At 72.6% G+C, this 25818-nt stretch carries 26 protein-coding genes; 11 read left to right on the forward strand and 15 right to left on the reverse strand.

Annotated features, from left to right (window positions below; all coding sequences use genetic code 11):
- Both D6B71_RS12810 and D6B71_RS12815 read left to right on the forward strand, forming a co-directional pair.
- The gene (locus D6B71_RS12810) at positions 1-831 is read left to right on the forward strand and encodes a carbohydrate ABC transporter permease (protein WP_121255641.1); all 831 of its coding nucleotides are present in this window, start codon (positions 1-3) and stop codon (positions 829-831) included.
- A gap of 5 nt (positions 832-836) precedes the next feature.
- On the forward strand, positions 837-2066 hold the full coding sequence (locus tag D6B71_RS12815; protein ID WP_121255871.1) for an ABC transporter ATP-binding protein: 1230 nt from the start codon (positions 837-839) through the stop codon (positions 2064-2066).
- A 9-nt stretch (positions 2067-2075) separates the two neighbouring features.
- Here the strand turns inward: D6B71_RS12815 and D6B71_RS12820 are convergent, their stop codons facing one another.
- From D6B71_RS12820 to D6B71_RS12840, 5 genes are read right to left on the reverse strand one after another with little or no spacing between them, the layout of a single operon-like run.
- Entirely contained in the window at positions 2076-2702 is a 627-nt protein-coding gene (locus D6B71_RS12820; RefSeq protein ID WP_121255643.1) for a DUF1707 SHOCT-like domain-containing protein, read from the reverse strand.
- A gap of 20 nt (positions 2703-2722) precedes the next feature.
- Positions 2723-3802, reverse strand: coding sequence for an ABC transporter ATP-binding protein (locus D6B71_RS12825; protein ID WP_206051733.1), 1080 nt, complete (start codon positions 3800-3802; stop codon positions 2723-2725).
- Between the two features lie 4 nt (positions 3803-3806).
- Positions 3807-4604, reverse strand: coding sequence for an ABC transporter permease (locus D6B71_RS23810; protein WP_121255644.1), 798 nt, complete (start codon positions 4602-4604; stop codon positions 3807-3809).
- Positions 4601-5545 carry an ABC transporter permease gene (locus tag D6B71_RS12835; RefSeq protein ID WP_240641393.1) on the reverse strand — a complete coding sequence of 315 codons (945 nt, stop codon included), beginning with the start codon at positions 5543-5545 and terminating at the stop codon, positions 4601-4603. Before D6B71_RS12835 ends, D6B71_RS23810 begins: the two co-directional genes overlap by 4 nt.
- A 1-nt stretch (position 5546) precedes the next feature.
- A complete protein-coding gene (locus D6B71_RS12840; protein ID WP_240641394.1) occupies positions 5547-6683 on the reverse strand; it encodes an ABC transporter substrate-binding protein in 1137 nt (378 codons plus the stop codon).
- A 212-nt stretch (positions 6684-6895) separates the two neighbouring features.
- Here D6B71_RS12840 and D6B71_RS12845 point away from each other — a divergent pair, with 212 nt between their 5' ends.
- Complete coding sequence (locus D6B71_RS12845) at positions 6896-8632, forward strand: fumarate hydratase (RefSeq protein ID WP_121255648.1); 1737 nt, start codon at positions 6896-6898, stop codon at positions 8630-8632.
- Between the two features lie 72 nt (positions 8633-8704).
- Positions 8705-8977, forward strand: a complete 273-nt coding sequence (locus D6B71_RS12850; RefSeq protein ID WP_121255649.1) for a TFIIB-type zinc ribbon-containing protein — start codon at positions 8705-8707, stop codon at positions 8975-8977.
- A 3-nt stretch (positions 8978-8980) separates the two neighbouring features.
- On the opposite strand, the gene D6B71_RS12855 is transcribed toward D6B71_RS12850, so the two are convergent.
- From D6B71_RS12855 to D6B71_RS22485, 4 genes are all read right to left on the reverse strand, one after another.
- Positions 8981-9205, reverse strand: coding sequence for a hypothetical protein (locus D6B71_RS12855; RefSeq protein WP_121255651.1), 225 nt, complete (start codon positions 9203-9205; stop codon positions 8981-8983).
- A gap of 108 nt (positions 9206-9313) precedes the next feature.
- Positions 9314-9880: a DUF3618 domain-containing protein gene (locus D6B71_RS12860; protein ID WP_121255653.1), complete on the reverse strand. Its 567-nt coding sequence runs from the start codon at positions 9878-9880 to the stop codon at positions 9314-9316.
- Positions 9856-10293, reverse strand: a complete 438-nt coding sequence (locus D6B71_RS12865) for a phage holin family protein (protein ID WP_121255655.1) — start codon at positions 10291-10293, stop codon at positions 9856-9858. Before D6B71_RS12865 ends, D6B71_RS12860 begins: the two co-directional genes overlap by 25 nt.
- Complete coding sequence (locus tag D6B71_RS22485; RefSeq protein WP_126688264.1) at positions 10290-10973, reverse strand: hypothetical protein; 684 nt, start codon at positions 10971-10973, stop codon at positions 10290-10292. The genes D6B71_RS12865 and D6B71_RS22485 overlap by 4 nt, the downstream gene beginning before the upstream one ends.
- Positions 10974-11076: 103 nt before the next feature.
- Between D6B71_RS22485 and D6B71_RS12875 the strand changes: the two genes are divergently transcribed.
- Together D6B71_RS12875 and D6B71_RS12880 are read left to right on the forward strand one after the other, a co-directional pair.
- Positions 11077-11772, forward strand: a complete 696-nt coding sequence (locus D6B71_RS12875) for a spermidine synthase (RefSeq protein ID WP_240641395.1) — start codon at positions 11077-11079, stop codon at positions 11770-11772.
- Entirely contained in the window at positions 11769-13175 is a 1407-nt protein-coding gene (locus D6B71_RS12880; protein ID WP_206051734.1) for a class II fumarate hydratase, read from the forward strand. The genes D6B71_RS12875 and D6B71_RS12880 overlap by 4 nt, the downstream gene beginning before the upstream one ends.
- Positions 13176-13197: 22 nt before the next feature.
- On the opposite strand, the gene D6B71_RS12885 is transcribed toward D6B71_RS12880, so the two are convergent.
- From D6B71_RS12885 to D6B71_RS12895, 3 genes are all read right to left on the reverse strand, one after another.
- Complete coding sequence (locus D6B71_RS12885) at positions 13198-13872, reverse strand: aggregation-promoting factor C-terminal-like domain-containing protein (protein ID WP_121255661.1); 675 nt, start codon at positions 13870-13872, stop codon at positions 13198-13200.
- 230 nt (positions 13873-14102) lie between these two features.
- Positions 14103-15431: a PhoH family protein gene (locus D6B71_RS12890; RefSeq protein ID WP_121255663.1), complete on the reverse strand. Its 1329-nt coding sequence runs from the start codon at positions 15429-15431 to the stop codon at positions 14103-14105.
- A 310-nt stretch (positions 15432-15741) separates the two neighbouring features.
- Positions 15742-16518, reverse strand: a complete 777-nt coding sequence (locus D6B71_RS12895; RefSeq protein ID WP_121255665.1) for an isoprenyl transferase — start codon at positions 16516-16518, stop codon at positions 15742-15744.
- An 81-nt stretch (positions 16519-16599) separates the two neighbouring features.
- Here D6B71_RS12895 and trhA point away from each other — a divergent pair, with 81 nt between their 5' ends.
- Positions 16600-17355, forward strand: coding sequence for a PAQR family membrane homeostasis protein TrhA (gene trhA / locus D6B71_RS12900; RefSeq protein ID WP_121255667.1), 756 nt, complete (start codon positions 16600-16602; stop codon positions 17353-17355).
- Positions 17356-17373: 18 nt separating this feature from the next.
- On the opposite strand, the gene D6B71_RS12905 is transcribed toward trhA, so the two are convergent.
- A complete protein-coding gene (locus tag D6B71_RS12905; protein ID WP_121255669.1) occupies positions 17374-18627 on the reverse strand; it encodes an MFS transporter in 1254 nt (417 codons plus the stop codon).
- A gap of 57 nt (positions 18628-18684) precedes the next feature.
- Between D6B71_RS12905 and D6B71_RS12910 the strand changes: the two genes are divergently transcribed.
- Positions 18685-19656 (forward strand): ArsR/SmtB family transcription factor, encoded by a 972-nt coding sequence (locus D6B71_RS12910; protein WP_121255671.1) that lies wholly within the window; start codon positions 18685-18687, stop codon positions 19654-19656.
- Between the two features lie 9 nt (positions 19657-19665).
- On the opposite strand, the gene D6B71_RS12915 is transcribed toward D6B71_RS12910, so the two are convergent.
- Both D6B71_RS12915 and D6B71_RS12920 read right to left on the reverse strand, forming a co-directional pair.
- Complete coding sequence (locus tag D6B71_RS12915; RefSeq protein WP_121255673.1) at positions 19666-21753, reverse strand: sensor histidine kinase; 2088 nt, start codon at positions 21751-21753, stop codon at positions 19666-19668.
- Between the two features lie 96 nt (positions 21754-21849).
- Positions 21850-22569, reverse strand: coding sequence for a TetR/AcrR family transcriptional regulator (locus D6B71_RS12920; protein ID WP_121255878.1), 720 nt, complete (start codon positions 22567-22569; stop codon positions 21850-21852).
- Positions 22570-22622: 53 nt separating this feature from the next.
- Between D6B71_RS12920 and D6B71_RS12925 the strand changes: the two genes are divergently transcribed.
- From D6B71_RS12925 to D6B71_RS12935, 3 genes are read left to right on the forward strand one after another with little or no spacing between them, the layout of a single operon-like run.
- Positions 22623-23297 carry a class II aldolase/adducin family protein gene (locus tag D6B71_RS12925; protein ID WP_121255675.1) on the forward strand — a complete coding sequence of 225 codons (675 nt, stop codon included), beginning with the start codon at positions 22623-22625 and terminating at the stop codon, positions 23295-23297.
- On the forward strand, positions 23294-24178 hold the full coding sequence (locus D6B71_RS12930) for an aminoglycoside phosphotransferase family protein (RefSeq protein ID WP_121255677.1): 885 nt from the start codon (positions 23294-23296) through the stop codon (positions 24176-24178). Before D6B71_RS12925 ends, D6B71_RS12930 begins: the two co-directional genes overlap by 4 nt.
- Positions 24175-25818: a glycerol-3-phosphate dehydrogenase/oxidase gene (locus tag D6B71_RS12935; protein ID WP_121255678.1), complete on the forward strand. Its 1644-nt coding sequence runs from the start codon at positions 24175-24177 to the stop codon at positions 25816-25818. Before D6B71_RS12930 ends, D6B71_RS12935 begins: the two co-directional genes overlap by 4 nt.

The raw sequence follows: 25818 nt of genomic DNA on the forward strand, positions 1-25818 counted from the left end.
ATGCGCAAGATCGGAGTGCCCGTCGGCGTCGCGCTGATCCTCGTCTGGTGCCTGCTGCCGGTGGTGTGGATCATCTCGCTGTCGTTCAAGTCGCAGTCCGCGATCACCAACGGAAGCCCGGGGTTCTTCCCCGCCTCCGGCGACGGGGCCGGCTGGGCGAACTACGTCGACGTGATCGAGAACGACCAGTTCCGCCGGGCGATCCTGAACTCGATCGGGATCAGCCTGATCGCCACCCTGCTGTCGGTGATCATCGCGACGCTGGCGGCCTACGCGATCGCCCGGCTGGAGTTCAAGGGCAAGAAGTTCGTGCTCACGATGGCGCTGGCGATCGCGATGTTCCCCGTCGTCTCGCTGGTCGGCCCGCTGTTCGACATGTGGCGCAGCATCGGGCTCTACGACACCTGGCCGGGACTGATCATCCCCTACATGTCGTTCACGCTGCCGCTGGCGATCTGGACCCTGTCGGCGTTCTTCCGCGAGATCCCGTGGGAGCTCGAGCAGGCCGCCCAGGTCGACGGCGCCACCTCGTGGCAGGCGTTCCGCAAGGTGATCGTGCCGCTCGCCGCCCCGGGCGTCTTCACCGCGGCGATCCTGACGTTCTTCTTCGCCTGGAACGACTTCGTCTTCGGCATCTCGCTCACCTCGACCGAGAACGCCCGCCCGATCCCCGCGGCGCTGTCGTTCTTCGTCGGGCAAGACCCGTTCAACCGGCCGGCCTCGCTGCTCGCGGCGGGCGCGGTCGTCTCGACGATCCCGATCATCGTCATCGTCCTGCTGTTCCAGCGCAAGATCGTCGCCGGCCTCACCTCCGGCGCAGTGAAGGGGTGACCGGCGTGGCTGCCATCACGATGAAGAACATCGTCAAGAAGTACGGCGACGGGTTCCCGGCCGTGAACGACGTCAGCATCGACGTCGCCGACGGCGAGTTCCTGATCCTGGTCGGCCCGTCCGGGTGCGGCAAGTCGACGCTGCTGCGGATGATCGTCGGCCTGGAGGACATCACCGACGGCGACATGCTCATCGGCGACCGGCGGGTCAACGACCTCGCGCCGCGCGACCGCAACCTGGCCATGGTCTTCCAGAACTACGCGCTCTATCCGCACCTGACCGTCTACGAGAACATCGCGTTCCCGCTGCGTCTGGCCGGCGCCGACGAGAAGACGATCGACGAGAAGGTCCGCGCCGCCTCGAGCACCCTCGAGCTCGACGAGCACCTCGAGCGCAAGCCCGGCAACCTCTCCGGCGGCCAACGCCAGCGGGTCGCGATGGGCCGCGCGATCGTGCGCGACGCCGACGCGTTCCTCTTCGACGAGCCGCTGTCGAACCTCGACGCCAAGCTGCGCGGCCAGATGCGCACCGAGATCTCGCGGCTGCAGAAGCGGCTCGGCATCACCACCGTCTACGTCACCCACGACCAGGTCGAGGCGATGACGCTCGGCGACCGGGTCGCGGTGCTCAAGCGCGGCATCCTCCAGCAGCTCGCCTCGCCGCGGGAGCTCTACGAGAACCCCGGCAACCTGTTCGTCGCCGGGTTCATCGGCTCCCCGCCGATGAACTTCCTGCCGGCCACGCTCGAGGGCACCACCGTCAAGCTGCCCTTCGGCACCGTCGAGATCTCGGCCGACAAGGCCGAGAAGGCGGCCGGTCGCGACCTGCTGATCGCCGGCATCCGCCCCGACCACTTCGACGACGCCTCGGTGGTCGACGACTCCAAGCTCGAGCACGGCTCGACCTTCCGCACCACCGTCGAGGTCGTCGAGTGGCTCGGCAACGAGGCCTACGCCTACATCCCGTTCGAGGCCCCGCCGCAGGTGCAGGAGCAGCTCGCCCAGCTCGAGCGCGACCTCGACGGCGAGTCGCTGCGCACCCAGCTGGTCGTCTCCCTCGACAGCGCCAGCACCGTCGCCGAGGGCGACGAGGCCGAGATCTGGGTCGACACCCGCAGGATGCACCTGTTCGACCCGGCCACCGGCGAGAACCTCACCGTCGACCGCGAGCACGCCGGGGAGATCCCGGCGCTGGCCATGGAGGCGGCAGCCGAGCAGCCGGCCGCGGCCGGCTGAGCTCCCGGGTCAGTCCGGCCGGGGCGAGCCGTGCTTGCGCTCGACCGAGACGCCGCCCAGGAACGCGACGCCCCGGACCCGCACCGTCGGTGAGTCGTGGCCCAGCCGCGCCTCCACCAGGCCCGAGGGCCCCGTGTAGCCGCCCATGATCCCGATCCCGTCGAGGACGACGTTGTGGTGCGGGCCGACGATCACCGAGGCGCCGCCCATGAAGGCGTTGATCGTCAGCACCACTTCGCGGGCGGCGAACGTGGCCTGTCGCAGGTCGATCTGGGCACCACCCATGAACGCGAGGACCGTCAGCCGCGGCGGCACCACCCACACGCCGCGCCGCTCGAAGCCGCTCAGCACCGCGAACCGGCGCTGATGCTCGACGGTGCCCGCCGGGCCCCCGGCCACCGGCAGGTCGGGCCGCGACGGCGCCGGCCCACTCCCGGCCGGGAGGTCCTCGGTCAGCGGCACCAGGTCGGCGTACGTCTTCGCGGCGTACGTCGCGGCCAGCCGCTCGTCGAGCTCGTCGAGGTCGAGCCGACCTTCGCCGGCCGCCTGCCGGAGCAGCTCGGCGACCCGGTGCCGGTCGGCGTCGGAGATCCGCCAGCGCGCCGGATCCTGCCCTCGCTCCAGCTCACCAGCCATGGCTCGAGGCTAGTCCTCGCTCAGGCGCCGACCACCAGCACCGGCGCCGGCGAGACCTGGAGGCGCACCCGCTGCCCCGCGGTCAGCTCGACCGCGTCGGCGCTGCGCACCTGGGCGACCACGTCGGTGCCGTCGGGCAGGGTCGCGGTGACGCGGGAGAGCGGGCCCAGGAACGCCACCGTCGCGACCCGGGCCGAGCCCTGCTCGTCGAGGGTGAGCTGCACCGACTCGGGCCGCACCAGCGCCAGCCCGCTGCCGCTCGCCGATCCCGGCAGCACCGGCACCCGGGTGCCGAGCACGTGGGCGTGGCCGCCCTCGACCGTGGCCGGCAGCCGGTTGCTCAGGCCGACGAACTCGCCGACGAACGGCGTCGCGGGGGCGGCGTACAGCTGTGCCGGGGTGGCGATCTGCTCCAGCCGGCCCTCGTTCATCACCCCGACCCGGTCGGCGACGGCCAGGGCCTCCTCCTGGTCGTGGGTGACGAACAGCGTCGTGGTGCCGACCTCGACCTGCACCCGGCGGATCTCCTCGCGCAGCTGCACCCGCACCTTGGCGTCCAGCGCCGAGAGCGGCTCGTCGAGCAGCAGCACCGAGGGCTCGATCGCGAGCGCACGCGCCAGCGCGACCCGCTGCTGCTGGCCGCCGGAGAGCTGGTTGGCGTAGCGCGCCTTCTGCTCCCCCAGCCCGACCAGGTCGAGCACGTCGCCGGCACGCTGTCGGCGCTGGGCCCGGGACTGCCCGCGCAGCTTCAGGCCGAACGCCACGTTGTCGAGCACGGTCAGGTGCGGGAACAGGCTGTAGGCCTGGAACACCATGCCCATGTCGCGCTTGTTGGCCGGCACGTGCGACAGGTCGCGTCCGCCGACCCGCACCGTGCCGGCGTCCTGGCGCTCCAGCCCGGCGACGATCCGCAGCGCCGTGGTCTTGCCGCAGCCCGAGGAACCCAGCAGCACCACCAGCTCGCCGGGGTCCAGGTGCAGGTCGAGCCCCGCGAGCGCGTGCACGTCGCCGTAGTGGCGGCGCAGGCCGGTGAGCTCGACGGCCAGCCCGCCGGCGCCCCGGTCGGCGTCCGGATCGAGGTCGTGAGGTCGGATCGTCAAGGCATCACCTTCCGGTCGGGCGGCGTCGGCGGTCCAGCGCCCCGAGGACGAGGAGCAGCAGGGCCGCGAAGATCAGGGAGCCGAGGGCCGCGGCCATCGACATCGGCGCGTCGCTCTTGCTGAGCATCACGATCGCCACCGGCAGCGTGTCGTAGTGCAACAAGGAGGAGATCGTGTACTCGCCGAGCACCAGCGCCACCGAGATGAACGCCGCCGACAGCACGCCCGACCAGATGTTCGGCACGATCACCCGCACGATCACCGTGCCCCACCCGGCGCCCAAGGAGCGCGCGGCCTCGGAGAGCGTCGTGGTGTCGAGGCCCGACAGCGCCGCGTCGAGCGAGCGGTAGGCGTAGGGCAGCACCAGCACGACGTACACGAACGTCAGCGTCAGCGCCGAGTCACCGATCAGGTAGTCGACCCAGGCGTAGACGTTCTTGATGCCGACCACGATCACCAGCGCCGGGATCGTCAGCGGCAGCAGGCACAGGAACTCCACCAGCCGGTTGGCCCGCGGCACCCGCAGCCGCACCCACACCATGGTCGGGACCAGCAGCAAGACCATGCCGACCACGGTCAGGCCGGCCAGCAGCAACGAGGTTGTGATCGCCGAGCTCATCTGCTCGTCGGCCAGCAGGTCCCGCCACGGCTGGGCGGTGCGGTCGCCGGTGCTCGGGACCTTCGTGGAGAAGTCGAGCAGGGCGACCAGGGGCAGCAGGAAGAAGCCGGCGAAGGCCAGCAGCAGGAGCACCCGGGAGATCCGCCACGCGACGGCGCCGGCGCCCGCGCCGGGGGCGCTCACTGCAGCCACCTCGACGTGCGTCGCAGCAGCCAGGCGTAGAGGCCCATCACGACCGCGACCACCACCACCATCTCGAGCGCCAGCGCGTAGGCGAAGTTGGCCTGGCCGAGCACGATCTCGCTGGTCAGCGCGGCACGGATCAGCAGTGGCGTGATCGGCGAGCCCTGGCTGACCAGCGCCGCGGCGGTCGCGTAGGCCGCGAACGCGTTGGCGAACAGCAGCAGCGCCGAGCCGAGGAACGCCGGGCGCAGCAGCGGGAAGGCGACCTTGGTCCAGTACTGCCGCGTGGTGGCGCCGAGGTTGACCGCGGCCTCCCGCCACTGCGGCCGCACCCCCTCGAGCGCGGGCAGGAACACGATCACCATCAGCGGGATCTGGAAGTAGGTGTAGACCAGGATCAGCCCGGGGAGGTCGTAGAGCCAGCCCGTGCCGGTGTCACCGACACCGAAGACGTCGGCGAGCAGGCCGGTGAGCAGGCCGCCGAACCCGAGCGTGGCCATCCAGGCGAACGCCAGCGTGACCCCGCCGAACTGGGCCAGCACCCCGCAGACCGAGGTGACCACCCGGCGCAGCACACTGGTCGCCGGCGCGGTCACGATCAGGTAGGCCAGCAGCGCCCCGAGCACCGCGCCGATCGCGGCCGAGGTCGCGGAGAGGATCAGGCTCTCGCGCAGCGCCCGCATCGGGGTCTCGTCGAACAGCGCCGCCACCTTCTCGGTACTGAAGCCGCCGTCCTCGGACTGGAACGCCCCCACCGCGACGGTGACCGTCGGGATGATCAGGAAGATCGTGACGTAGACCAGGAAGGGCAGCAGCCCCACGGCCGGGCCGAGACGACGCAGCCGTCCGGAGCCCGGACGCGGGTCTAGTGGGCTGTCGGGTGGGCTGTCGGCGGCGCCGGGCGTGGGGCCCGGCGCCGCCAGTGGCGCGGAGGCGGTCACGTCAGCCGATCGCCTTGGCCCAGTTCTCGGAGAGGTAGGCCGCCATCTGCTCGGTCTGCTCGTTCGTCGGGATCACCGGCTCGCCGGAGACCTCGGGCAGAGCGTCGTACAGCTCGGCGTCGATGGTTCCGGCCTCGGCCATCGCCTCGGCCCGCACCGGGCGAGCACCGCCGGCGAGCCAGAGGTTCTGGCCCTCGTCGCTGTAGAGGAACTCCTGCCACAGCCGCGCCGCCGCCGGGTTCGCCGCGTCGGCGTTGATCGCCTGGAAGTAGTAGCCGGCGATCGGCGCCTCCTCGGGCACGAAGACCTTCCAGCTGTCGAGCTTTGCCGACTCTGCGGCGTTGAGGTAGTCCCAGTCGATGACGACCGGGGTCTGCCCGGACTCGATGGTGGCCGGGGTCGGGTCGACCGGGATGAAGTTGCCGGCGTCCTCGAGCTCGGCGAAGTACTCCACGCCCGGGGCGATGTCGTCGGCCGAGCCGCCGTTGGCCACCGAGGCCATCACCACGCCGCTGAACGCGGCGCCGGCCTGGGTCGGGTCGCCGTTGAGCGCGACCTTGCCCTTGAAGTCGGGGCCCAGCAGGTCGTCGAGCGAGGTCACGTCGGGGACCTTGCTGGAGTCGTAGCCCACCGACATGAAGCCGCCGTAGTCGTTGACCCAGAGACCGTCCGGGTCCTTGAACTCGGCGGGGATGTCGTCCCAGGTCTCCACCTGGTAGGGGGCGTACATGTCGGTGTTCGCGAGCGCCACGGACTGGCCGAGGTCGAACACGTCGGGCTGGCGGCCGGTGCCGGCGAGCTGCTCGGCCGCGTTGATCTCGTCCTGGCTGGCCGCGTCGGGCTGGGCGGAGTTGACCTCGATGTCGTACTTCTCCTCGAACGTGGAGATGATCTCGCCGTAGTTGGCCCAGTCCGGCGGCAGCGCGATCACGTTGAGCTCGCCCTCCTCCTGGGCGGCCTCGACCAGGGCGTCCATCCCGCCGAAGTCCTCCGCGGACGTCGCGGACGCGGCCGAGGTGCCCTCGCCACTGCCGCCGTCGGCGCCGTTGTCGTCGTCGTCCTCGGGCGGGGCGCACGCCGCGAGGGCAGCCACCGTGGCCAGGACCGCGACCGAACGCAGTGCTGATCGAACCTTCACCGTTACCTCCTGTTGTGCAGGGTGTCGTGCCTGGGCTTGCTCTCCGGGTCGCCCGAGCCGACCGCGCGAACCTTCGCGGCACCACGCGCCTCGGAGGCTACTCGGGTGCGACCTCGCTGTGTCGAGACGGTGAACACCCGACCGGTGGGGCACACGTCACACGGCCGAGCACCGGGCCGCGGATCCGCGCCGGCGTCGATACCCTCGGGGGTGTGAGCACGTCGACCCCCGCGTCCCCGTCCCCCTCCCCCGCGACCGGTCCGGAGTTCCGCTACTCCGACCTGCTGCCGATCGGCCCCGACGACACGCCGTACCGGCTGATCACCACCGAGGGGGTCTCGACGTTCGAGGCAGTGGTCGACGGGCAGAGCCGCACCTTCCTGCAGGTCGAGCCGGAGGCCATCCGGCGGTTGACCGCGGAGGCGATGCACGACATCTCGCACTACCTTCGGCCCGCGCACCTGGCCCAGCTGCGCCGGATCATCGACGACCCCGAGGCGTCCGGTAACGACCGCTTCGTGGCCCTGGACCTGCTCAAGAACGTCAACATCTCCGCCGGCGGCGTGCTGCCGATGTGCCAGGACACCGGCACCGCGATCGTGATGGGCAAGAAGTCCGAGGGCGTGCTCACCGCAGCCGACGACGGCGTCGCGATCTCCGAGGGCGTCTACGACGCCTACACGAAGCTGAACCTGCGCTACTCCCAGATGGCGCCGATCACCACCTGGGAGGAGAAGAACACCGGCACCAACCTCCCGGCCCAGATCGAGATCTACTCCACCCCGCAGACCTCCGGGAAGCCGGAGTACAAGTTCCTGTTCATGGCCAAGGGCGGCGGGTCGGCGAACAAGTCGTTCCTGTTCCAGGAGACCAAGGCCGTGCTCAACCCGAAGCGGATGCTGGAGTTCCTCGACGAGAAGATCCGCTCGCTCGGCACGGCCGCCTGCCCGCCGTACCACCTGGCGATCGTGATCGGCGGCACGTCGGCGGAGTTCGCGATGAAGACCGCGAAGTACGCCTCCGCGCACTACCTCGACAACCTGCCGACGAGTGGCTCGCTGAGCGCGCACGGGTTCCGCGACCTCGAGCTGGAGGAGGAGGTCTTCAAGCTCACCCAGTCGTTCGGCATCGGCGCCCAGTTCGGCGGCAAGTACTTCTGCCACGACGTGCGGGTGGTGCGGCTGCCGCGCCACGGCGCGTCCTGCCCGGTGGCGATCGCGGTGTCCTGCTCGGCCGACCGGCAGGCGCTGGGCAAGATCACCCCCGAGGGCGTCTTCCTCGAGCAGCTCGAGATGGACCCCGCGCACTACATGCCCGAGGCGGGCGTGGCCGAGGACATCGCCGGCGGCGAGGTGGTCGAGGTCGACCTGAACCGGCCGATGGCCGAGATCCTCGCCCAGCTGTCGGCGTACCCGGTCAAGACCCGGCTCTCGCTGACCGGGCCGCTCGTCGTGGCCCGCGACATCGCGCACGCCAAGATCAAGGAGCGGTTGGACGCCGGCGAGCCGATGCCGCAGTACCTGCGCGACCACCCGGTCTACTACGCCGGCCCGGCCAAGACGCCCGAGGGCATGGCGTCGGGCTCGTTCGGGCCGACCACGGCCGGCCGGATGGACTCCTACGTCGAGCAGTTCCAGGCCGCGGGCGGCTCGATGCTCATGCTGGCCAAGGGCAACCGGTCGAAGGTGGTGACCGAGGCCTGCGCCTCGCACGGCGGCTTCTACCTCGGCTCCATCGGCGGCCCGGCGGCGCGGCTCGCCCAGGACTGCATCAAGAGCCAGGAGGTGCTGGAGTACCCCGAGCTCGGCATGGAGGCGGTCTGGAAGATCGAGGTCGAGGACTTCCCCGCGTTCATCGTCGTCGACGACAAGGGCAACGACTTCTTCACCGACCCCTCCGGCACCGTCACCGTGCCGGTCAGTGGGATCCGGGTGCGGTCGAAGGAGTAGCCGCCTGCCGCCCCGGCCCCGGAACTACCGGCCGGCGACACACGTTGTCGCAGTGAACCCAGGAGGTCTCACATGCAGTGTCCCGTCGACGGCAGCACGCTGACCATGAGCGAGCGCAGCGGCATCGAGATCGACTACTGCCCGCAGTGTCGCGGGGTGTGGCTCGACCGAGGCGAACTCGACAAGATCATCGAACGCTCCTTCACCCAGGCGCCCCCCGCCCCGGCGCCGCCGTCGTACGACCGGGGGCAGCAGTACCAGCAGCCCTACCAGCCGAAGTACGACGACCGCTACCGCAAGCCGCACAAGCGCAAGGAGAGCTGGCTCAGCGAGCTCTTCGACTGAGCCTCACACGCCCTGCGCGTCGTCGTCGGGGTCGGTGGCCTGGTCGCCGGTGTGCGGCGGATGGTGGCGCGGGGCGGCGTTCGGCCCTGCCGTGCCCTCCTGCGCATGGCCGCTCTCACCGTCGGGGTAGCCGGCGGTGGCGTCCTCGGGCGCGATCGGGGTCTGGGCGTCGTCGGTCTCCTCGAGCCCGGAGACCTCCGAGACCTGCTTGCCCTCGTTGCTGGTCATGGTGCTCCTCCTCGGTCGGTCCTCGGGTGGCTGTCGCTGTCCCGGGTACCCGGCGGCGGCGTCCGCAACACGCGCGGACGGCGCCGTCGGGATCCGGCCTCAGGGTCGTCAGCCGCCGGTGGCGTCCGACCGCACGTGCTGGGCCGAGGAGGTGCCCTCGTCCTGAACCCGCGACGCCGACTCGGTCGCGGTGCCCTTGACCTGCTGGGCGGCCTGCTGGGCCGTCGAGGCGAGGTCCTGGCCGATCTCCTGACCGACCGACTTGGCCTGGTCGACCAAGGGCTGGGCCTTCTCCTGGGCGGTGTCCATCACCGCCGCCGCGGCCCGGGCCTCCTGGTCGGTGGCCGGCAGCAGCGCGGAGAGCACCATGCCGGCGCCGAAGGCCATCAGCCCGGCCGCCAGCGGGCTGCCCTCGAACCGCTCCTGGGCGGTGTCGGCGGCGTTGGAGGCGCCATCGCTCAGCCCGGACGACGTGGCGCCGGCGCCGGACCGCACGCTCTGCGCGCTGCCCATCACCCGGTCCTTGATCCCGCTGAGACGACCCCGCGCCGCGGCCTTGCGGCGATCGAGGATCGCCTGCGGGCTGACCCGGTCCTGCAGGGCGTCCAGATCCGTCGCCATCCGGCGCCGGGTGCCCTCGATGTCCCTGCTCAGCTCTTCTGTGCTCGCGCCCATGCCGCGTCCTCCTTCAGTGTCTGCTGCGTGCGGGGCAGCTGCGGGTTGCTCTCCTGCAGCGCCTTCTTGCCGGTCAGTGCCATCACCGCCGCGACGGCGCCCCAGAGCACCGTCACGATCAGGGCCGCGAGGGCCTGGTGCATCCACTCGTCGAGGAGGTAGACCCCGGTCAGCGAGAGGAAGAACAGGAACAGGTAGCCGGCAGCGCCGGCGCCGCCGAGCAGCCCCGCCCCCTTGCCGGCCTTGCCCATCTCCTGCTTGAGCTCGGTCTTGGCCAGCTCCATCTCCTGGCGCATCAGCGTGCTCAGGTCGGTGGTGACGTCGCTGACGATCTCCCCCAGGCTCCGCGGGTCGCGGGGCTCGGTCTCGCTGCGCGGCCCGGGCGGCACCGTGGGGCTCACCTGGTCGGTCATCGGGTGCCCTCCCCGTAAGAGCCGCGCTCGCCGTAGCCCGCGGCATCGGTGCCAATCGGGCCGTCTGCGTCGAGGGCCGAGCCGGCGCGCGGCGGGTCCATGGTCTGCTGGCCGGGCGTCACCGGCGGCATGGGCGGGTTCGTGGTGCCGGCGCGCGGCGCCGGCGGCCGCGGCAGCGCACCCTCGGCCGGAGCCGCGGCGGCGGCGCCGACGGCGCCGTCCCGCGCGCCCCGGGCCAGCCGCCCGGCGACCACGCCCGCGGCCAGCGCGCCCAGCAGGAACGTGCCGGGACGGCGGCGGGCGAAGTCGCGGACGTCGTCGAGCAGCTGGGCCGGCTCGCGGCTCTCCAGGTGGTGGCCGAGGGCACGGGTGCGGTCCGCCGCCTCACGGACCAGGTCGCCGGCCATGCCCTCGTTGGCCTGGCCGGCCATCGACTCCAGGTCGCCGCTCAGCGACTGGAGCGTCTCGGCGAGACGGGTCTTCTGGGTGCGCGACTGGTCCCCCACCTGGTCGCTGAGCTGGCGGGTGGCCTCGCCGACCAGGCTGCGAGCCTGGGCGGCCGCCTCGGAGGCGACGTGCTGCGCCTCCTCGCGGGCCACGCCGGCGACGTGCCGTCCCTCGTCGGCGGCGGTGGCCGCCGTCTCCTGGGCACGCTCCTTCGCGGTAGGGCTGGTGGTCATGCTTCCTCCAGGGTTCGCGGATCGAGGGCGAGATGACGTCCTCGTGGCGGTTCCGGTGCCCTGCCGTCACCCGGACCAATCTCCACCCGGAAGGATGAGAGGCGTGTCGACACCACCCCACGAGGTCGCCCGGGCCCTCTCCGAGCGCGGCGAACTGGTGCTGCTGCAACGCCACCGCGACGACGCCGGCACGGTGCTCGAACTGCGCGCGAACGGCGTGTTCGTCATGGACACCGCCGAGACCAGCACCGAGCGCGCCCTCGCGTCGGCCGCGCTGGCCACGGTGACCGACCCCCGCGCCGTGCTCGTCGGCGGCCTCGGGCTCGGGTTCACCCTCGCCGAGGTGCTGGCCGACGCCCGCGTCCGCACCTGCACGGTCGTCGAGATCGAGCCCGCACTGGTGGGTTGGCTGCGCGACGGCACCGTGCCGCACGGTCCGGCCCTGCTGGCCGACCCGCGGGTGGCGGTGGTGATCGCCGACGTCGCCGGCGTGCTCGCCGACGCCGCCCCCTCGGCGTACGACCTGGTGCTGCTCGACGTCGACAACGGGCCCGGCTACCTGGTGCACGAGGAGAACGCCGCGCTCTACCGCGCCCCCCTGCTCGCCGCCACCCGGCGCGCGCTGCGCCCCGGTGGGCGGCTCGTGGTGTGGTCGGCCGACCGGGCGCCGGCACTGCACGCGGCGCTGGTCGAGGTGTACGCCGAGCAGCACGTCACCGAGCAGCCGCTGGCCGTCCGTCTCCAGGGCCGCGACGAGCAGTACTGGCTCTACCTCGCCCGGGTACCGTCGCGAACGTGAGCGATGCAGCCAACTCCGCCGACCACGGTTTCCGCACCGAGCACGACAGCATGGGCGAGGTCCAGGTGCCGGCCGACGCCCTGTGGCGGGCCCAGACCCAGCGAGCGGTCGAGAACTTCCCGATCAGCGGCACCCCGATCGAGCCGGCGCTGATCCACGCCATCGGTCGCGTGAAGGCGGCCGCGGCCACGGTGAACGCCGAGCTCGGGGTGCTGCCCCGAGAGCAGGCGGACGCGATCGTGGCCGCCGCCACCGAGGTGGTGGAGGGTCGCCACGACGCGCACTTCCCGATCGACGTCTTCCAGACGGGGTCGGGCACCAGCTCGAACATGAACGCCAACGAGGTGATCGCGAGCCTGACCCGGGCGGCCGGTGCCGAGGTGCACCCGAACGACCACGTCAACGCGAGCCAGTCGAGCAACGACACCTTCCCGACCGCGATCCACGTGGCCGCGACGCTGGCGGTGGCCGACGAGCTGCTGCCCGCGCTCGACGTGCTCGCGACCTCGCTCGAGGGCAAGGCCGAGGAGTTCGCAGGCTTGGTGAAGTCCGGCCGCACCCACCTGATGGACGCCACCCCGGTGATGCTCGGCCAGGAGTTCTCCGGCTACGCCGCCACGGTGCGCTACGCCGCCGAGCGGCTCGAGTCGGTGCTGCCGAGGGTCCGCGAGCTGCCGCTGGGCGGCACCGCGGTCGGCACCGGCATCAACACCCCGCCGGGCTTCGCCGAGCGGGTGATCGCGGTGCTGTCGGAGGCCGCCGGCCAGCCGTTCACCGAGGCGCGCAACCACTTCGAGGCCCAGGGCACCCGCGACTCGCTGGTCGAGCTCAGCGGGGTGCTGCGCACCTACGCCGTCGGCCTGACCAAGATCTGCAACGACCTGCGCTGGATGTCGTCGGGCCCCACCACCGGGCTGGCCGAGATCCACCTGCCCGACCTGCAGCCGGGGTCGAGCATCATGCCCGGCAAGGTCAACCCGGTGCTGCCGGAGGCGACGCTGATGGTCTGCTTCCAGGTGGTGGGCAACGACGCGGCGGTGACCGCGGCGGGCGCGAGCGGCAGCTTCGAGCTCAACGTCGCGATGCCGGTGATCGCCCGCAACGTGCTGGAGTCCGTGCGGCTGCTCGCGGCGTCCTCGCGGGTGCTGGCCGTCCGCTGCGTCGACGGCATCACCGCCGACGCCGACCGCATGCGCCAGTACGCCGAGTCGTCGCCGTCGGTGGTGACCCCGCTGAACAAGCACATCGGCTACGAGAACGCGGCGAAGGTGGCCAAGCAGGCACTCGCCGACGGCGCGACGATCCGGGAGACCGTGCTCGCGATGGGGTTCGTGGAGCGGGGCGAGCTCACCGAGGAGCAGCTCGACACCGCGCTCGACGTGGAGTCGATGACGCGACCGTGAGGCTCGGTCTCGATCCGCCGGGTCAGTACCAACCGACGGACTGGCTGTGGCCCCAGGCCGAGCACGGCGACCCGTAGCGGTCGGCGATGTAGCCGAGGCCCCAGCGGATCTGGGTGACCGGGTTCGTGGCCCAGTCGGCCCCGGCGGAGGCCATCTTCGAGCCGGGCAGCGCCTGCGGGATGCCGTAGGCCGAGGACGTCGGGTTGTCGGCGGTCACGGTCCAGTTCGACTCCCGGGTCCACAGCGAGTCCAGGCAGCTCCACTGGTCGCTGGAGAAGCCGAACTCGGCCAGCAGGGCGCGGCCGATGTCGCGCGGGTCGTCGTCGGAGAGCGTCTCGGTGCGGGTGATCGCCTGGCCCTCGGGCTGCGCGAGCGCGGCCTCCTTCAGCGGGTCGGCCTCGTCGCGGCGGTCGGAGCGCGAGACCGACTCCTCACGCTCGGGGAGCTCGAGGGTGGCCGCGCTGCCGACCTCGGGGGCGCCCGGGTCGGGGCGCTCGAGGCTGTCGAGCGCACCGGCGGCGGCGCTCACCTCGACGGGACTGCTGACCACGCCGCCGCCGACGGCGATCCCGGTGGCACCGGCAGCGACCGAGCTCAGCACCAGCGTGGTGCGCAGCGCCTTCTTGGGAGCCTCGCCGAGGGCCGGGCGCGCCGGCTGCTGCCGGTGCTTGGGGGTGTACTTGGCGTGCTTCGACACAGGTGAGGTCCACCGGGGGTATAGACAGCAGGACGACCTCCCGTCCCTGCGAGGTGACGCGCACGCAGGTCACGAAAAGGTCACGGGCCACCATGCCCGAGCCCCCAGGTGGTTGCAAACCGAACCGCCCAAGTCGGGCCTTGAGTCCCGTCACATCGGGACCTCCCCAGTCACGCCGGCCCCATGAGTCCCAGAAGACCCAGTAGCCCCTCCGGTCGGGTGCGTCCGGCTCAGATCGTCACGTTCTCCAGCATCTCGGTGACCAGCGCCGCGATCGGCGAGCGCTCGGACCGGGTCAACGTGACATGGGCGAACAGCGGGTGGCCCTTCAGCTTCTCGACCACCGCCACCACCCCGTCGTGGCGGCCGACGCGCAGGTTGTCGCGCTGGGCCACGTCGTGGGTGAGCACCACCTTGGAGTTCGCTCCGATGCGCGAGAGCACCGTGAGCAGCACGTTGCGCTCCAGGCTCTGGGCCTCGTCGACGATCACGAACGCGTCGTGCAGCGAGCGGCCCCGGATGTGGGTCAGCGGCAGCACCTCGAGCATGCCGCGGGCGAGGATCTCCTCGATCACCTCGCGCGAGGTGATCGCGCCCAGTGTGTCGAAGACCGCCTGACCCCACGGCGACATCTTCTCCGACTCCGATCCGGGCAGATAGCCCAGCTCCTGGCCGCCGACGGCGAACAGCGGCCGGAACACGACCACCTTCTGGTGCTGACCGCGCTCGAGCACCGCCTCGAGGCCGGCGCACAGCGCCATCGCGGACTTGCCGGTGCCGGCTCGGCCACCCAGGGAGACGATGCCGACCTCGGGGTCGAGCAGCATCTCCAGCGCGATCCGCTGCTCCGCGGAGCGGCCGTGCACGCCGAACGCCTCGCGGTCGCCCCGCACCAGGTGCACCCGCTTGTCGGGCCCGACCCGGCCCAGCGCGGTGCCGCGCTCCGAGAGCAGCACCAGGCCGGTGTGGCAGGGCAGCTCCCGTGCGGTGTCGAGGTCGAGCACGCCGTCGTCGTACAGCTCGTCGAGGTCAGCCGCGGTGACGTCGAGCTCGGCCATGCCGGTGTAGCCGGTGTCGGAGTCGCTGACCGCCTCGGCGCGGTACTCCTCCGCGTCGAGACCGACCGCGGACGCCTTGATGCGCAGCGGCAGGTCCTTGGAGACCAGGGTGACGCGCCGGCCCTCGTCGGCGAGGTTCCGCGCCACCGCCAGGATGCGCGTGTCGTTGTCGCCGAGCCGGAAGCCCGACGGCAGCGAGCCGGCGTCGGTGTGGTTCAGCTCCACGCGCAGGGTGCCGCCCTGGCCGCTGATCGGCACCGGCTGGTCGAGGCGGCCGTGGGTGACCCGCAGGTCGTCGAGGATCCGCAGCGCGCTGCGGGCGAAGTAGCCGAGCTCGGGGTGGTGCCGCTTGCCCTCGAGCTCGGTGATCACCACGACCGGGAGCACCACCTCGTGCTCGGCGAAGCGGTGCAGCGCCCCCGGGTCGGCCAGCAGCACGCTGGTGTCGAGCACGTAGGTGCGGACATCGGTCTCGGTCGCCTTACTCTGGGCCTGCGGCACGGTGCACCCCTCACGGGCCGGCGCGCGCACTCCTCGCCCCGGCCCTAGCTCACGCAGTCGGACCGGGACCGCTCCCAGGAGCCGGAGTGCCGGCCCCCCGGCGCAGCGCAGGCCGGGGCCTGCCGCGCGTCGCTCGCGTGATCACTCACGGTCTGGGGCCTCCCGATACGGCGGGCTTCCCCACCCGCCGATGCTGGAAAAGTACGCCGGCTGAGAGCCAGGTCACCTCCGACACGCCCGACGCCGGGGTGAACGTCTCGTTTCGGCTCGATGACGGCACAGGCGCGCCGCCGTGGCCCGGGCTGTGGGCTCAGGCCCCGAACCGGCGCTCGCGGTGCGCGTAGGCGCGGATCGCGCGCAGGAAGTCGACGCGCCGGAAGTCGGGCCAGTAGGCCTCGCAGAAGTAGAACTCCGACTTCGCGCTCTGCCAGAGCAGGAAGCCGCCGAGGCGCTGCTCACCGGAGGTGCGGATGACCAGGTCGGGATCGGGCTGTCCCTTGGTGTAGAGGTGGTCGGAGATCAGGTCGACGTCGATGTGCTGGGCCAGCTCCTCGAGGCCGGTGCCGCGCTCGGCCGCCTCGAGCAGGATCGAGCGGACCGCGTCGGCGATCTCGCGCCGGCCGCCGTAGCCGACGGCGATGTTGACCAGCATGCCGTCGACCTCGAGCGTCGCCTCCTCGGCAGCCTTGAGCTTCTCCGCGGTCGAGGCCGGCAGCAGGTCGAGGGCGCCGACGGGGTGCAGCCGCCAGCGGGCCTGGTCGGCGAGCGAGGCGACCGCCTCCTCGATGATCTCCAGCAGCGGGGCCAGCTCCCGCTCGGGGCGGTTGAGGTTGTCGGTGGACAGCAGCCACAGCGTGACCACCTTGATGCCGACCTCGTCGCACCAGCCGAGCAGCGGCTCGATGTTCGCCGCCCCGGCCCGATGCCCGTGGGCGGTGTCCCGGCCGACGGCGCGGGCCCAGCGGCGGTTGCCGTCGAGCATCACCCCGACGTGCTGGGGGATCTGGTCGCTGGAGAGCCGGCGCAGCATCCGCGCCTCGTACGCCGGGTAGAGCACTCGACGCAGTCCGCTCTTCCAGTCCGCCACCCCCCGATGCTAGCGGCTGCGCGGGGTGAGGTTCGCCGCTCCGCGGCAGTCGACCGCTCGGAACTGGGTACCGTTGGCGACATGACGCAGGGCAGAAAGCACCAGGTCACCAGCACGGTGAACGACGCGGTCCGCCACGGCTTCGACTCGCTGTCGGACCACATCTCCGAGACCTTCGCCGAGGTCAAGCCCAAGCTGCGGGGCTGGCTGCACCTCGCCACCGCGCCGCTGACGCTGGCCGCCGGCGTGGTGCTGATCGCGCTGTCCCCCACGACGGAGACGCGGGTGGCCTCGGCCCTGTTCGTCGGCACCGCGCTGGTGCTGTTCACGGTGTCGGCGATCTATCACACCGGGCGCTGGTCGCCGCGGGTGTGGGCGTTCCTGCGCAACTTCGACCACTCGAACATCTTCTTGCTCATCGCCGGCTCCTACACGCCGTTCAGCGTCATCCTGCTCGAGGGCACCGAACGCACCGTGCTGCTCACCGTGGCCTGGAGCGGCGCCGCACTGGGGGTGCTGTTCAAGCTGTTCTGGACCAGCGCGCCGCGCTGGCTCTACGTGCCGATCTACATCGCCCTCGGCTGGGCCGCGCTGTTCTTCCTGCCCGGCTTCCTCGACGGAGCGCGGGCGCTCGGCGCCGGCACCGGCACCGCGGTGTTCGTGCTGGTCGTGGTGGGCGGCGCGCTCTACACGTTGGGCGGCGTGGTCTACGGCTTCCGGCGGCCCGACCCGTGGCCGCGCTGGTTCGGGTTCCACGAGGTGTTCCACACCTTCACGATCCTCGCCTTCATCAGCCACTACGTCGGCGTCTCCCTGGCGACGTACTCACTGCGCTGACTCGGGTCTGGGTCGGCGTCAGGCCACGAGCTCGACCGGGACCGCGGGTCGGGTCGCGGCGGCGTGGGCGGCCAGCCGGGCGACCAGTACGCCGGTCACGGCGAACCCGGCGCCCAGCACCGCCCACCCGGCCGCTCCGTGCTCGATGGCCGTGACGGTGACCACCGCGGGCGCCAGCATCCCCGCGAGCGAGTAGCCCATCTGGGACAGCCCCTGGTAGGCCCCCGCGTTGACCGGGTCGGCCAGCTCGAAGGCCAGCCCCCACCCGCCGGCCTCGGACCAGACCTCGGCGGCCGAGGCGACCAGCTCTGCGGCCAGCAGCACCACCACGGCCAGCACCACGCCCACGGAGCCTGCCGCGGCGTAGAGCAGACAGGCGACGCCGAGGAGCAGGCCGGCGCGGCGCACGGTGCGGCCGGCGACGAGCACGTCGTGGGTGCCCCGCGAGGCCCGCACCTGGGCGAGGGCCACGAACACCGTGTTCACCACCATCAGCGCCGAGATCATCACGGTCGGGGCCTCGGTGTGGCCGGCGATCCACAGCGGGATGCCGACGTTCTGCAGGCCGAACTGCAGCGCCATCACGGAGTTCAGCGCCACCGAGGCGACGTAGGTGCGGTCGCGCAGCGGCGAGCGCCCCACCGTCACCGCGCCCGTGGCGTCGACCGGCCGCCGCATCCGCACGGCCAGGTCGGGGATCCGCTGCCGCAGCCCGGTGAGCGGGAGCGTCGCCGCCAGCGCCAGGACGCCCGCGATCACCATCGTGGTCCGGTACGCCGCGGCGGAGCCGACGAGCAGCGCGAGCCCCGCGAGCACGGTGCCGAGGCCGATGAACACGTTGGTGACCACCCGGAGCCGGGCGCGCACCTGGACCCGGTCGGGGCCGGTGAACCAGCGCGCCAGCATGGTCGCCTTGGCCGATCCCTGCAGGGCGCGGAAGCCGACGGCGCAGCAGGCGATCGCGACGAACGAGGTGGTGTCGTCGGCGAGCACGTAGGCGAGCAGGGCGAGGCCCTGGAGCCCGTTGGCGACCACCTGCACCCGGTCGGCGCCGAACCGGTCGCTGAGCCGTCCTCCGAGGAAGGAGGCGAGCACACCGACCGCTCCGGCGACCGAGAGGCCCAGGCCGACCGTGGTGGCCGACAGCCCGATCACCCGGGTGAAGAACAGCGCGCTGACGCTGTAGAAGAGCCCCGAGGAGAACGCGGCCGACATCGTCGCGAACGACAGCGCCCGGGCCACGGGGTCGGCGGGGAGCAGGGTGCGGATCACGGACGCAGTTGTCCCACGCCGGGACCGCCGACCACCAACGATGTAGCGTTCTGCTTCATGATCGAATACGAGCTGGCCGGCGCCGATCTCGGTGAGGTGCGGTTCGCGATCTCACCCCTGCACGAGGCGGTCCTGTCACTGCGGGCGCTGCGGGAGCCCGGTCGCTACCCGCTGCACCTGCCTTGGTTGGCGGCCACCGAGCCCGCTCGCCGCGACCTCGACCTCGAGCTGCTGGTCGCGCTCACCAACGCCGCGCTGTGGACCCCCGACTTCCTCACCCCGCGACCCCACTCCCCGCTGACCCGCTTCGAGGACGAGCTGGACGGCGTGGCACGGACCCCGCTCTCGGTGGTGCGCGACGACCTCACCGAGGTGCACCCCGACGCCGACACCCGGCCCGAGGCGCTGGACGCGAGCACGAGCCGGCTGCTGGGCCGGATCGTGACCGCCCTGGCCGACTACTGGTCCGCCTGCTTCGAGCCCTGGTGGCCGCGGATGCGCGCGGTGCTCGAGGCCGACATCGTCCACCGCGGCCGCGTGATCGCGCGATCGGGACTGGCGGCGATGTTCGCCGACCTGAGCCCGCGCGTCCGGCTCGTCGACGAGGTGGTTCAGGTCTCGTTGTCCTCCGGTCACCACTTCCGCCGGAGCACCGCGGGCGAGGGCCTGACCCTGGTGCCCACGACCTTCACCCGCAACGCCTCGGCACCGATCTCGCCGGAGGAGGCCCCGGTGATCATGTACGCCGCTCGCGGGGTCGGGACGCTGTGGGCGGCCGAGACCGCCGGCCCGGTGCCCGGGGCGCTGGCGGCGCTGATCGGCGCGGCGCGAGCCCGGCTGCTCGGCCTGTTGGAGTCCCCGGCGTCCTCCACCGAGCTCGCGGTGCGGCTCGGGGTGACGCCCACCGCGGTCAACCAGCACCTGCGCGCGATGCGCGACGCCGGGCTGCTCACCTCGGCGCGGCACGGCCGGTCGGTGCTCTACCTGCGCTCCGAGCTCGGCGACGAGCTGCACGCCCGGGCGGGATGAGGCTGAGGTTCAGCTCGGGGCGGCCGGCAGGGCCAGCCGGATCAGGGTGCCGGCACCGGCGGGGTTCTCGTCGGCCTCGACGGTGCCGCCGTGCCGTTCGGCGACCCGCTTGACGATCGAGAGCCCCAGCCCGGTGCCCTTGTAGCCGTCACGGTGCACCCGGTGGAAGGTGTCGAAGACCGCGATGCGCTGGTCGGCGGGGATGCCGATGCCGTTGTCGGCGATCTGCAGCTCGACCAGCTCCGGGTGCGCCCCCCGTTCGCCGGCCGGCACCCGGCGCGCGCGGATGTCCAGTCGCGGCGTGACGCCCGGCGCGACGTACTTGAGGGCGTTGCCGACGATGTTGTCGATCGCCTGCCGGACCAGCAGCGGCTGCGCGTGCACGACCGGCAGCGGCTCGACGGTGATCTCGGGCTCGACGCCTCCGGCCCGGGCCGCGTCGATGCGTTCGGCGACCACCTCGGCGACCAGCTCGGTCAGGTCGACGCGGAGCAGGGTCAGCTCGGAGCTGCGGGCCGTGGTGTAGGCCAGCAGGTCGCGGATCAGCGCGTGCATCCGCTCGGACCCCCGACGGATCCGTCGCAGGTGGCTGCGCAGCTGAACGACGTCCGGCTCCGGGCCGTCCAGTTCGTCCTCGAGCGCGTCGGACCACCCGTCGACCGCGGTCAGCGGGTTGAGCAGGTCGTGGGCCACCACCGCGGCGAAGGAGGTCAGCTCGTCGCGCTCCCTCCGGACGGCGGTCACGTCCTGGGAGAGCAGCACCGCGAGCGGCTCGCCGTCGATCGAGGGCACCACCACGGCGCTCAGCTGCACGATGACCGGCTCCGGCCGGTAGCGGGTGCGCAGCACGTAGTCCTCGGCCACCACGGCCTCACCGGCCAGGGCCCGCGCCTGCGGCAGCTCGTCGGGCCGCAGCCGGGGGCCGCCGGGTCGGCGCAGGTCGACGTCGTCGGTCGGCAGCCCCTGGTCGGCGGGGCCGCCGCCGAGCCGGACGGCCGCCCGGTTGCGCATCAGGACCCGACCGGACCCGTCCAGCACGACCACGCTCTCCTCGGACGCCGCCAGGATCGCCTCGAGCATCTCCGCCTGGCCCCGCGCCTCGCGCTCGGCCTCCGCCAGCCTCTCGGTGAGCCGCTCGTTGGTGCGTCGGTGCAGCGCCAGGCTCATCGAGATGCCCAGGGTCACGGCTATGAATGCCTGGATCACCGCGGCCTCGGCGACGGGGTCCGGGATCGTCGACAGCAGCCCCCGGTCGCCGATGGTCAGCCTCGCCACGACCCCGCCGGCCGCGACCGCGTGCAGGTTCGCCACCAGCGGAGTGAAGCGAGCACCGACCCACGCACTGGTGGCGAGGATCAGGAAGGTGACCGGCAGCTCCTTCTCACCGAAGGTCAGCCAGCAGGCCACCAGGGTGGCGAGTATCAGCATCGCCAGCTCCGCCCACCGGGCGGCAGTCCACCGTCCACGTCGGGCCACCTCCGACCCGGGGTCCCGGGCCGTGCGGACGTGGCTGAGCAGCAGCAGCGCCAGAGGGTAGAACGCCACCACCGTGACCGTGTTGCGCACGGCCCACGCCGCCCACAGCGCCAGGTTGCGGTCACCCAGATCGGTCAGCGAGGCCGGTCCCAGGGCGCCGGTCACCAGCGCGGCGAGCATGGCGAAGAGCGCCACCCGGCCGAGGTCCTCCACGTCCAGGCGCTCGGCGAGCTCGATCGGCGAACGACTGCCCCCTCGCCTCTCCATCAGCCAGGTGAACAGCACGACTTGGACCACGCTGGCGGCTCCGAAGCCGAGCGCGACGGAAGCCGACGCGTGACTCTCCCCCAGCACGGCCACGTTGATCGTGAACAGCAGGCCGGCGGCGACCACGCGCCAGGGCAGCGGGCGCACGAAGGCGAACCAGGCCGCCGCGATCCCGGCGCCAGGGGCGAGGACCACCAGCAGGGTGTCGGGCACGAGCGTGACGCGGGCCAGCACCAGGGTGACAGCGTGGGCGACGGCGAACCCCACCGTGAGGAGGAGCAGCTGCCGGGGTCGCGCCTCCACACCGGTCGCGGGATCCGCGTCGGCGTCGTCGACCACCCGGTCCACGGGCATTGGTCCTCTCGTCTCGATCCGACCCCCGTGTCGGACGCTAGCCGACGCGCCACAAGCGGAGCTCTGAACAGGTGCCACGGTGGGTCAGACGGTGGGTCAGCCGGCAGGCCCAGAGGAGCCGGCGTCTCTCGTGGGAGTCCCATCGGCAGCCGCCGCGTGGAGATAAGCAGCCAGCAGCCGGTCGAGCTCGGCGAGCAGCCGCGGGTCTCCCTCGGGGTCTTCGCGGAACGCCTCGTGCATGAGCGCGTCGGCGGTCGCGAACGCGGTCCGGGCGACCAGCGCGGCGCGATCGTCGGACACGCCGGCGAGCAGTCCCAGCTCTCGCAGCAGACGCAGCAGCAGCGCCGCCATCCGAGCCTTGTGCTCGCGGGTCTCCGGCTCGGAGTCGGGGCGCTCGCCGCGCAGGGCTCGCACCCCCGCGCTGCGCCGGTGCAGATCGGCGAAGGCCGCGACCACCACGTCCAGCTCGCCGATGCCGCCCGGGCGGCCAGCGGCCTCCTCGACGAGTCGGGCCAGCAGCCGTTCGAACCGCGCGTGGTAGCGGGTCAGCAGGGCCCGGGTCATCGCCTCCCGGTCCGGCAGGTATTGGTGCAGCGCGCCGACGGAGAGTCCGGCCTCGCGTGCGACGCCGGTGACGGTGAGGGCCGGCGCCCCGTCGCGCTCCAGCAGCCGTTCGGCGGCGGCCAGGGCTCGCACCACCTTCTCCCGGGACCGAGCCTGGCGGGGCACGCGGTGCAGGACGGCGCCGTCGAACCCGCCGTCGTCGAACCCGCCGTCGTCTGCCCCGCCGCCGGACGGACCGTCTGACGCGACCATCGTCACCCCAAATCAAACTTGACTCTGATTTGTTTCCCTTCGATGCTAGCCCTATGCAGCGTGAGCAGGCGAGGACGGCGGTCGCCCAGGCCGCCCGCCGGTTGGCCGCCGAGGGCCTGCTGATCGGCACCGCGGGCAACGTCGGCGTCGCGCTGAGCGGCGCCGACGCCGGACTGATCGCGGTCACCGGCACCGGAGTCGTGCTCGCCGAGGCGGGCGCGGACGCCGTCACGGTCGTGGACGCCCACGGGACCGTGGTCGACGGCGCCCTCGCCCCGACCTCCGAGCTCGACCTGCATCTCGACCTCCTCGCCCGCCCCGACGTCGGCGCGGTGGTGCACACCCACGCTCCGGTCTCCACCGCGCTCTCCCTGGTGCTCGACGAGCTGCCCTGTGTGCACTACCAACAGCTCCTGCTCGGCGGCTCGACCCCCGTCGTCCCGTTCGCGGTGTTCGGGTCGGCCGAGCTCGCCGACTCGGTGCACGTCGCCCTGCGCGATCGGCACGCGGTGCTGCTGGCCAACCACGGCACCGTCACGATCGGGCCGGACCTCGACACCGCCGTCGAGCGTGCCCTGCTGCTGGAGTGGGCGTGCACGCTCTACTGGCAGGCCGCCGCGCTCGGCACCCCCCGGGCGCTCACCCAGGCCGACCAGGAGGCGGTCATCGAGGCCGCCCTGCGCACCGGCTACGGCAGCACCCGGCCGGCCGCCGGCGACCGGCCATGACCCGATGGACCCTCGCCGACCTCGGCGACCCCGTCGCCACCGGACGCACCAGCGAGGTCTACGCCCATCCGGGCCGCCCCGACCGGGTCCTGAAGCTCTTCCACGGCGACGTCCCCGGGGAGGAGGTGGAGGCCGAGGCGGAGCACATCGACGTCGCGGTGCGCGCTGGGCTGACCGGCGCCCGCTGCCACGGCACGGCGTACGTCGACGACCGCACCGGGCTCGTCCTCGACCGGCTCGACGGCGGCTCGCTGACCCGGGTCGCCGAGCGCAACCCGCTGCAGCTGCGGCGTAGCGGCCGGACCCTGGCCCGGCTCCAGGCCCGGATGCACGAGGTCGCGGCGCCCGACCTGACCGACGTCCGAGCCGCGGTGCTGCACGCACTCGACCAGGCCGCCCTGTCGTTCCTCAGCCCGATCGAGCAGGCCCACACCCGCGGCCTGGTGAACGCCCTGCCCGACGGCGACCGTCTGCTGCACCTGGACTTCCACCCCGAGAACGTCATCGTCACCGGCGACACCACCCCCGCCGACCGGGCCGGGAGCGCCGATCGAGTCGTCCACCACGTCATCGACTGGCAGACCGCCCTGCGCGGCGACCCCGCCGCCGATGTGGCCGCCACGTTCCTGCTGTTCCGCGACGCCGAGCTGTTCCCCGGGCTCTCCCTCGCCCGCAAGGCCGTGATCGTCGCCGGCCGCCGAGCGTTCTTCGAGTTCTACTGGGCGGAGTACCGCCGCCTCACCGGGCTGGGCCACGGGGCCGTGGCGGCCTGGCGAGCCCCGGCGCTGGTGCTGCGCCTGGCCTGGGACATCCCCTCCGAACGGGACCGGCTTCGTGCCGCGCTGCGCGCCGCCCTCGCCGCGGACGACGCTCACCGATGACCCCGTCGACGACCCGGCCGGTGACCCTGCACCGGTTCGTGGAGTCACCGCCACCGCCGGGCGCCCCGGCCTACGACGTGCTGGTCGTCGGCGGCGGGATCACCGGCGCGGCCCTGGCCTACGAGGCGGCCAGCCGCGGCTGCACGGTCGCGCTGGTGGAGGCCGACGACTTCGGCGCCGCCACGTCCGCGGCCACCGGCAAGCTGGTGCACGGCGGGCTGCGCTATCTCAAGCAGCTCGAGGTCCGGCTGGTGCGCGAGTCGCTGCGCGAGCGCCGGGTGCTGTCCAACATCGCCCCCAACCTTGTCCGCCCCTACCCCATCGCCCTGCCCGACGCCGGGCTGCTGGAGCGAGCCGGGCTCACGGCCTACGACCTGCTCTCGTTCGATCGCAACCGGGTCTGGGACCCGGGCCAGCGGATCCCGCGGCACCGGCGGGTGCACGCCGCCGAGGCGTCCACATGGGGTCTGGGCACCGATCCGCACGCGCTGCTCTACCACGACTGCACGATGCCGAGCCCCGAGCGGCTCACCCTCGCCTTCGTGCGCTCGGCGGTCGCCCACGGCGCCGACGTCGCCAACCACACCCGCGCGGAGCGGTTCCTGCTCGAAGGCGACCGGGTGGTGGGCGCCCAGGTGCGCGACGCGCTCACCGGCCACAGCACGCAGGTGCGGGCCCGCGTCGTCGTCAACGCCACCGGCCCGTGGGCGCACGACGTGCTGATGGGCACCCCCGGCACCGAGCGCGCCGCCGGCCGCCGGCCACCGGTGCGCTCGGAGGGCATCTATCTGGTGACCCGGCAGCTCACCGAGGTGATGACGCTGCACGTCACCCCGCACGGCCACTTCAGCTGCGCGCCGTGGCGCGGGCACAGTCTGATCGGCCCCACCGAGAGCCCCTACCGCGGAGCCGTGCACGACTGGCGGCTGACCCGGCGCAGCATCGAGGAGTTCCTCGTCACGATCAACTCCGCCGGGCTCTTGCCGGTCACGCTGGGCTACGACGACGTGCTGTTCGCCTACGGCGGCCTGCGCCCGCTCACCGAGGTCGCCGGCGAGACCACCTACGACGCCTCCCGCGCCTCCGAGCACATCGACCACGCCCACGACGGCCTGGGCGGGCTGATCACGGTCACCGGCGGGAAGTACACCACCAGCCGCGGCTTCGCCGAGCACACCTACCGCACCATCGCGCGCAAGCTCGGCCGGCCACCGGGCCGCAGCCGCACCGCGAGGACGCCGCTGCACGGCTGCGACACCGGGCCGCTGCGCCCCTACCTGACCGCCGCCTCCGACCGGCACCGGGCCTTCGCCCCCGAGACCGTCCGGTACGTCGCGCTGCACCACGGCACCGAGCACGACCGGGTGCTGGCGCTCGCCGACCAGGACCCCGCGCTGGCCAGGGCCCTCGACGCGGACGGCGAACTGCTCGCCCAGGTCGTCGCCGCGACCCGCTGGGAGATGGCCCGGACCCTGCGCGACGTGCTGCTGCGCCGCACCGGCATCGGCACCCTGGGCCACCCCGGCGACGAGGTCCTCGAGGCGGTGGCCCGGACCGCAGCGGCCGAGCTGGGCTGGAGCGACCACCGCACCGCCGCCGAGCTCGACGACGCCCGGCAGGCCCTGGCGCTGCCGGCCTGA

This window comes from Nocardioides ferulae, from assembly GCF_003660455.1.
Lineage (GTDB): Bacteria > Actinomycetota > Actinomycetes > Propionibacteriales > Nocardioidaceae > Nocardioides > Nocardioides ferulae.

Coding starts and splice junctions, on each gene's coding strand:
- D6B71_RS12915 (WP_121255673.1), bottom strand. CDS start 21,753: ATGCCCGTGGACCGGGTGGTCGACGACGCCGACGCGGATCCCGCGACC.
- D6B71_RS12865 (WP_121255655.1), bottom strand. CDS start 10,293: ATGACCGACCAGGTGAGCCCCACGGTGCCGCCCGGGCCGCGCAGCGAG.
- D6B71_RS12810 (WP_121255641.1), top strand. CDS start 1: ATGCGCAAGATCGGAGTGCCCGTCGGCGTCGCGCTGATCCTCGTCTGG.
- D6B71_RS12935 (WP_121255678.1), top strand. CDS start 24,175: ATGACCCCGTCGACGACCCGGCCGGTGACCCTGCACCGGTTCGTGGAG.
- D6B71_RS12860 (WP_121255653.1), bottom strand. CDS start 9,880: ATGGGCGCGAGCACAGAAGAGCTGAGCAGGGACATCGAGGGCACCCGG.
- trhA (WP_121255667.1), top strand. CDS start 16,600: ATGACGCAGGGCAGAAAGCACCAGGTCACCAGCACGGTGAACGACGCG.
- D6B71_RS12910 (WP_121255671.1), top strand. CDS start 18,685: ATGATCGAATACGAGCTGGCCGGCGCCGATCTCGGTGAGGTGCGGTTC.
- D6B71_RS12930 (WP_121255677.1), top strand. CDS start 23,294: ATGACCCGATGGACCCTCGCCGACCTCGGCGACCCCGTCGCCACCGGA.
- D6B71_RS12925 (WP_121255675.1), top strand. CDS start 22,623: ATGCAGCGTGAGCAGGCGAGGACGGCGGTCGCCCAGGCCGCCCGCCGG.
- D6B71_RS12855 (WP_121255651.1), bottom strand. CDS start 9,205: ATGACCAGCAACGAGGGCAAGCAGGTCTCGGAGGTCTCCGGGCTCGAG.
- D6B71_RS12820 (WP_121255643.1), bottom strand. CDS start 2,702: ATGGCTGGTGAGCTGGAGCGAGGGCAGGATCCGGCGCGCTGGCGGATC.
- D6B71_RS22485 (WP_126688264.1), bottom strand. CDS start 10,973: ATGACCACCAGCCCTACCGCGAAGGAGCGTGCCCAGGAGACGGCGGCC.
- D6B71_RS12920 (WP_121255878.1), bottom strand. CDS start 22,569: ATGGTCGCGTCAGACGGTCCGTCCGGCGGCGGGGCAGACGACGGCGGG.
- D6B71_RS12850 (WP_121255649.1), top strand. CDS start 8,705: ATGCAGTGTCCCGTCGACGGCAGCACGCTGACCATGAGCGAGCGCAGC.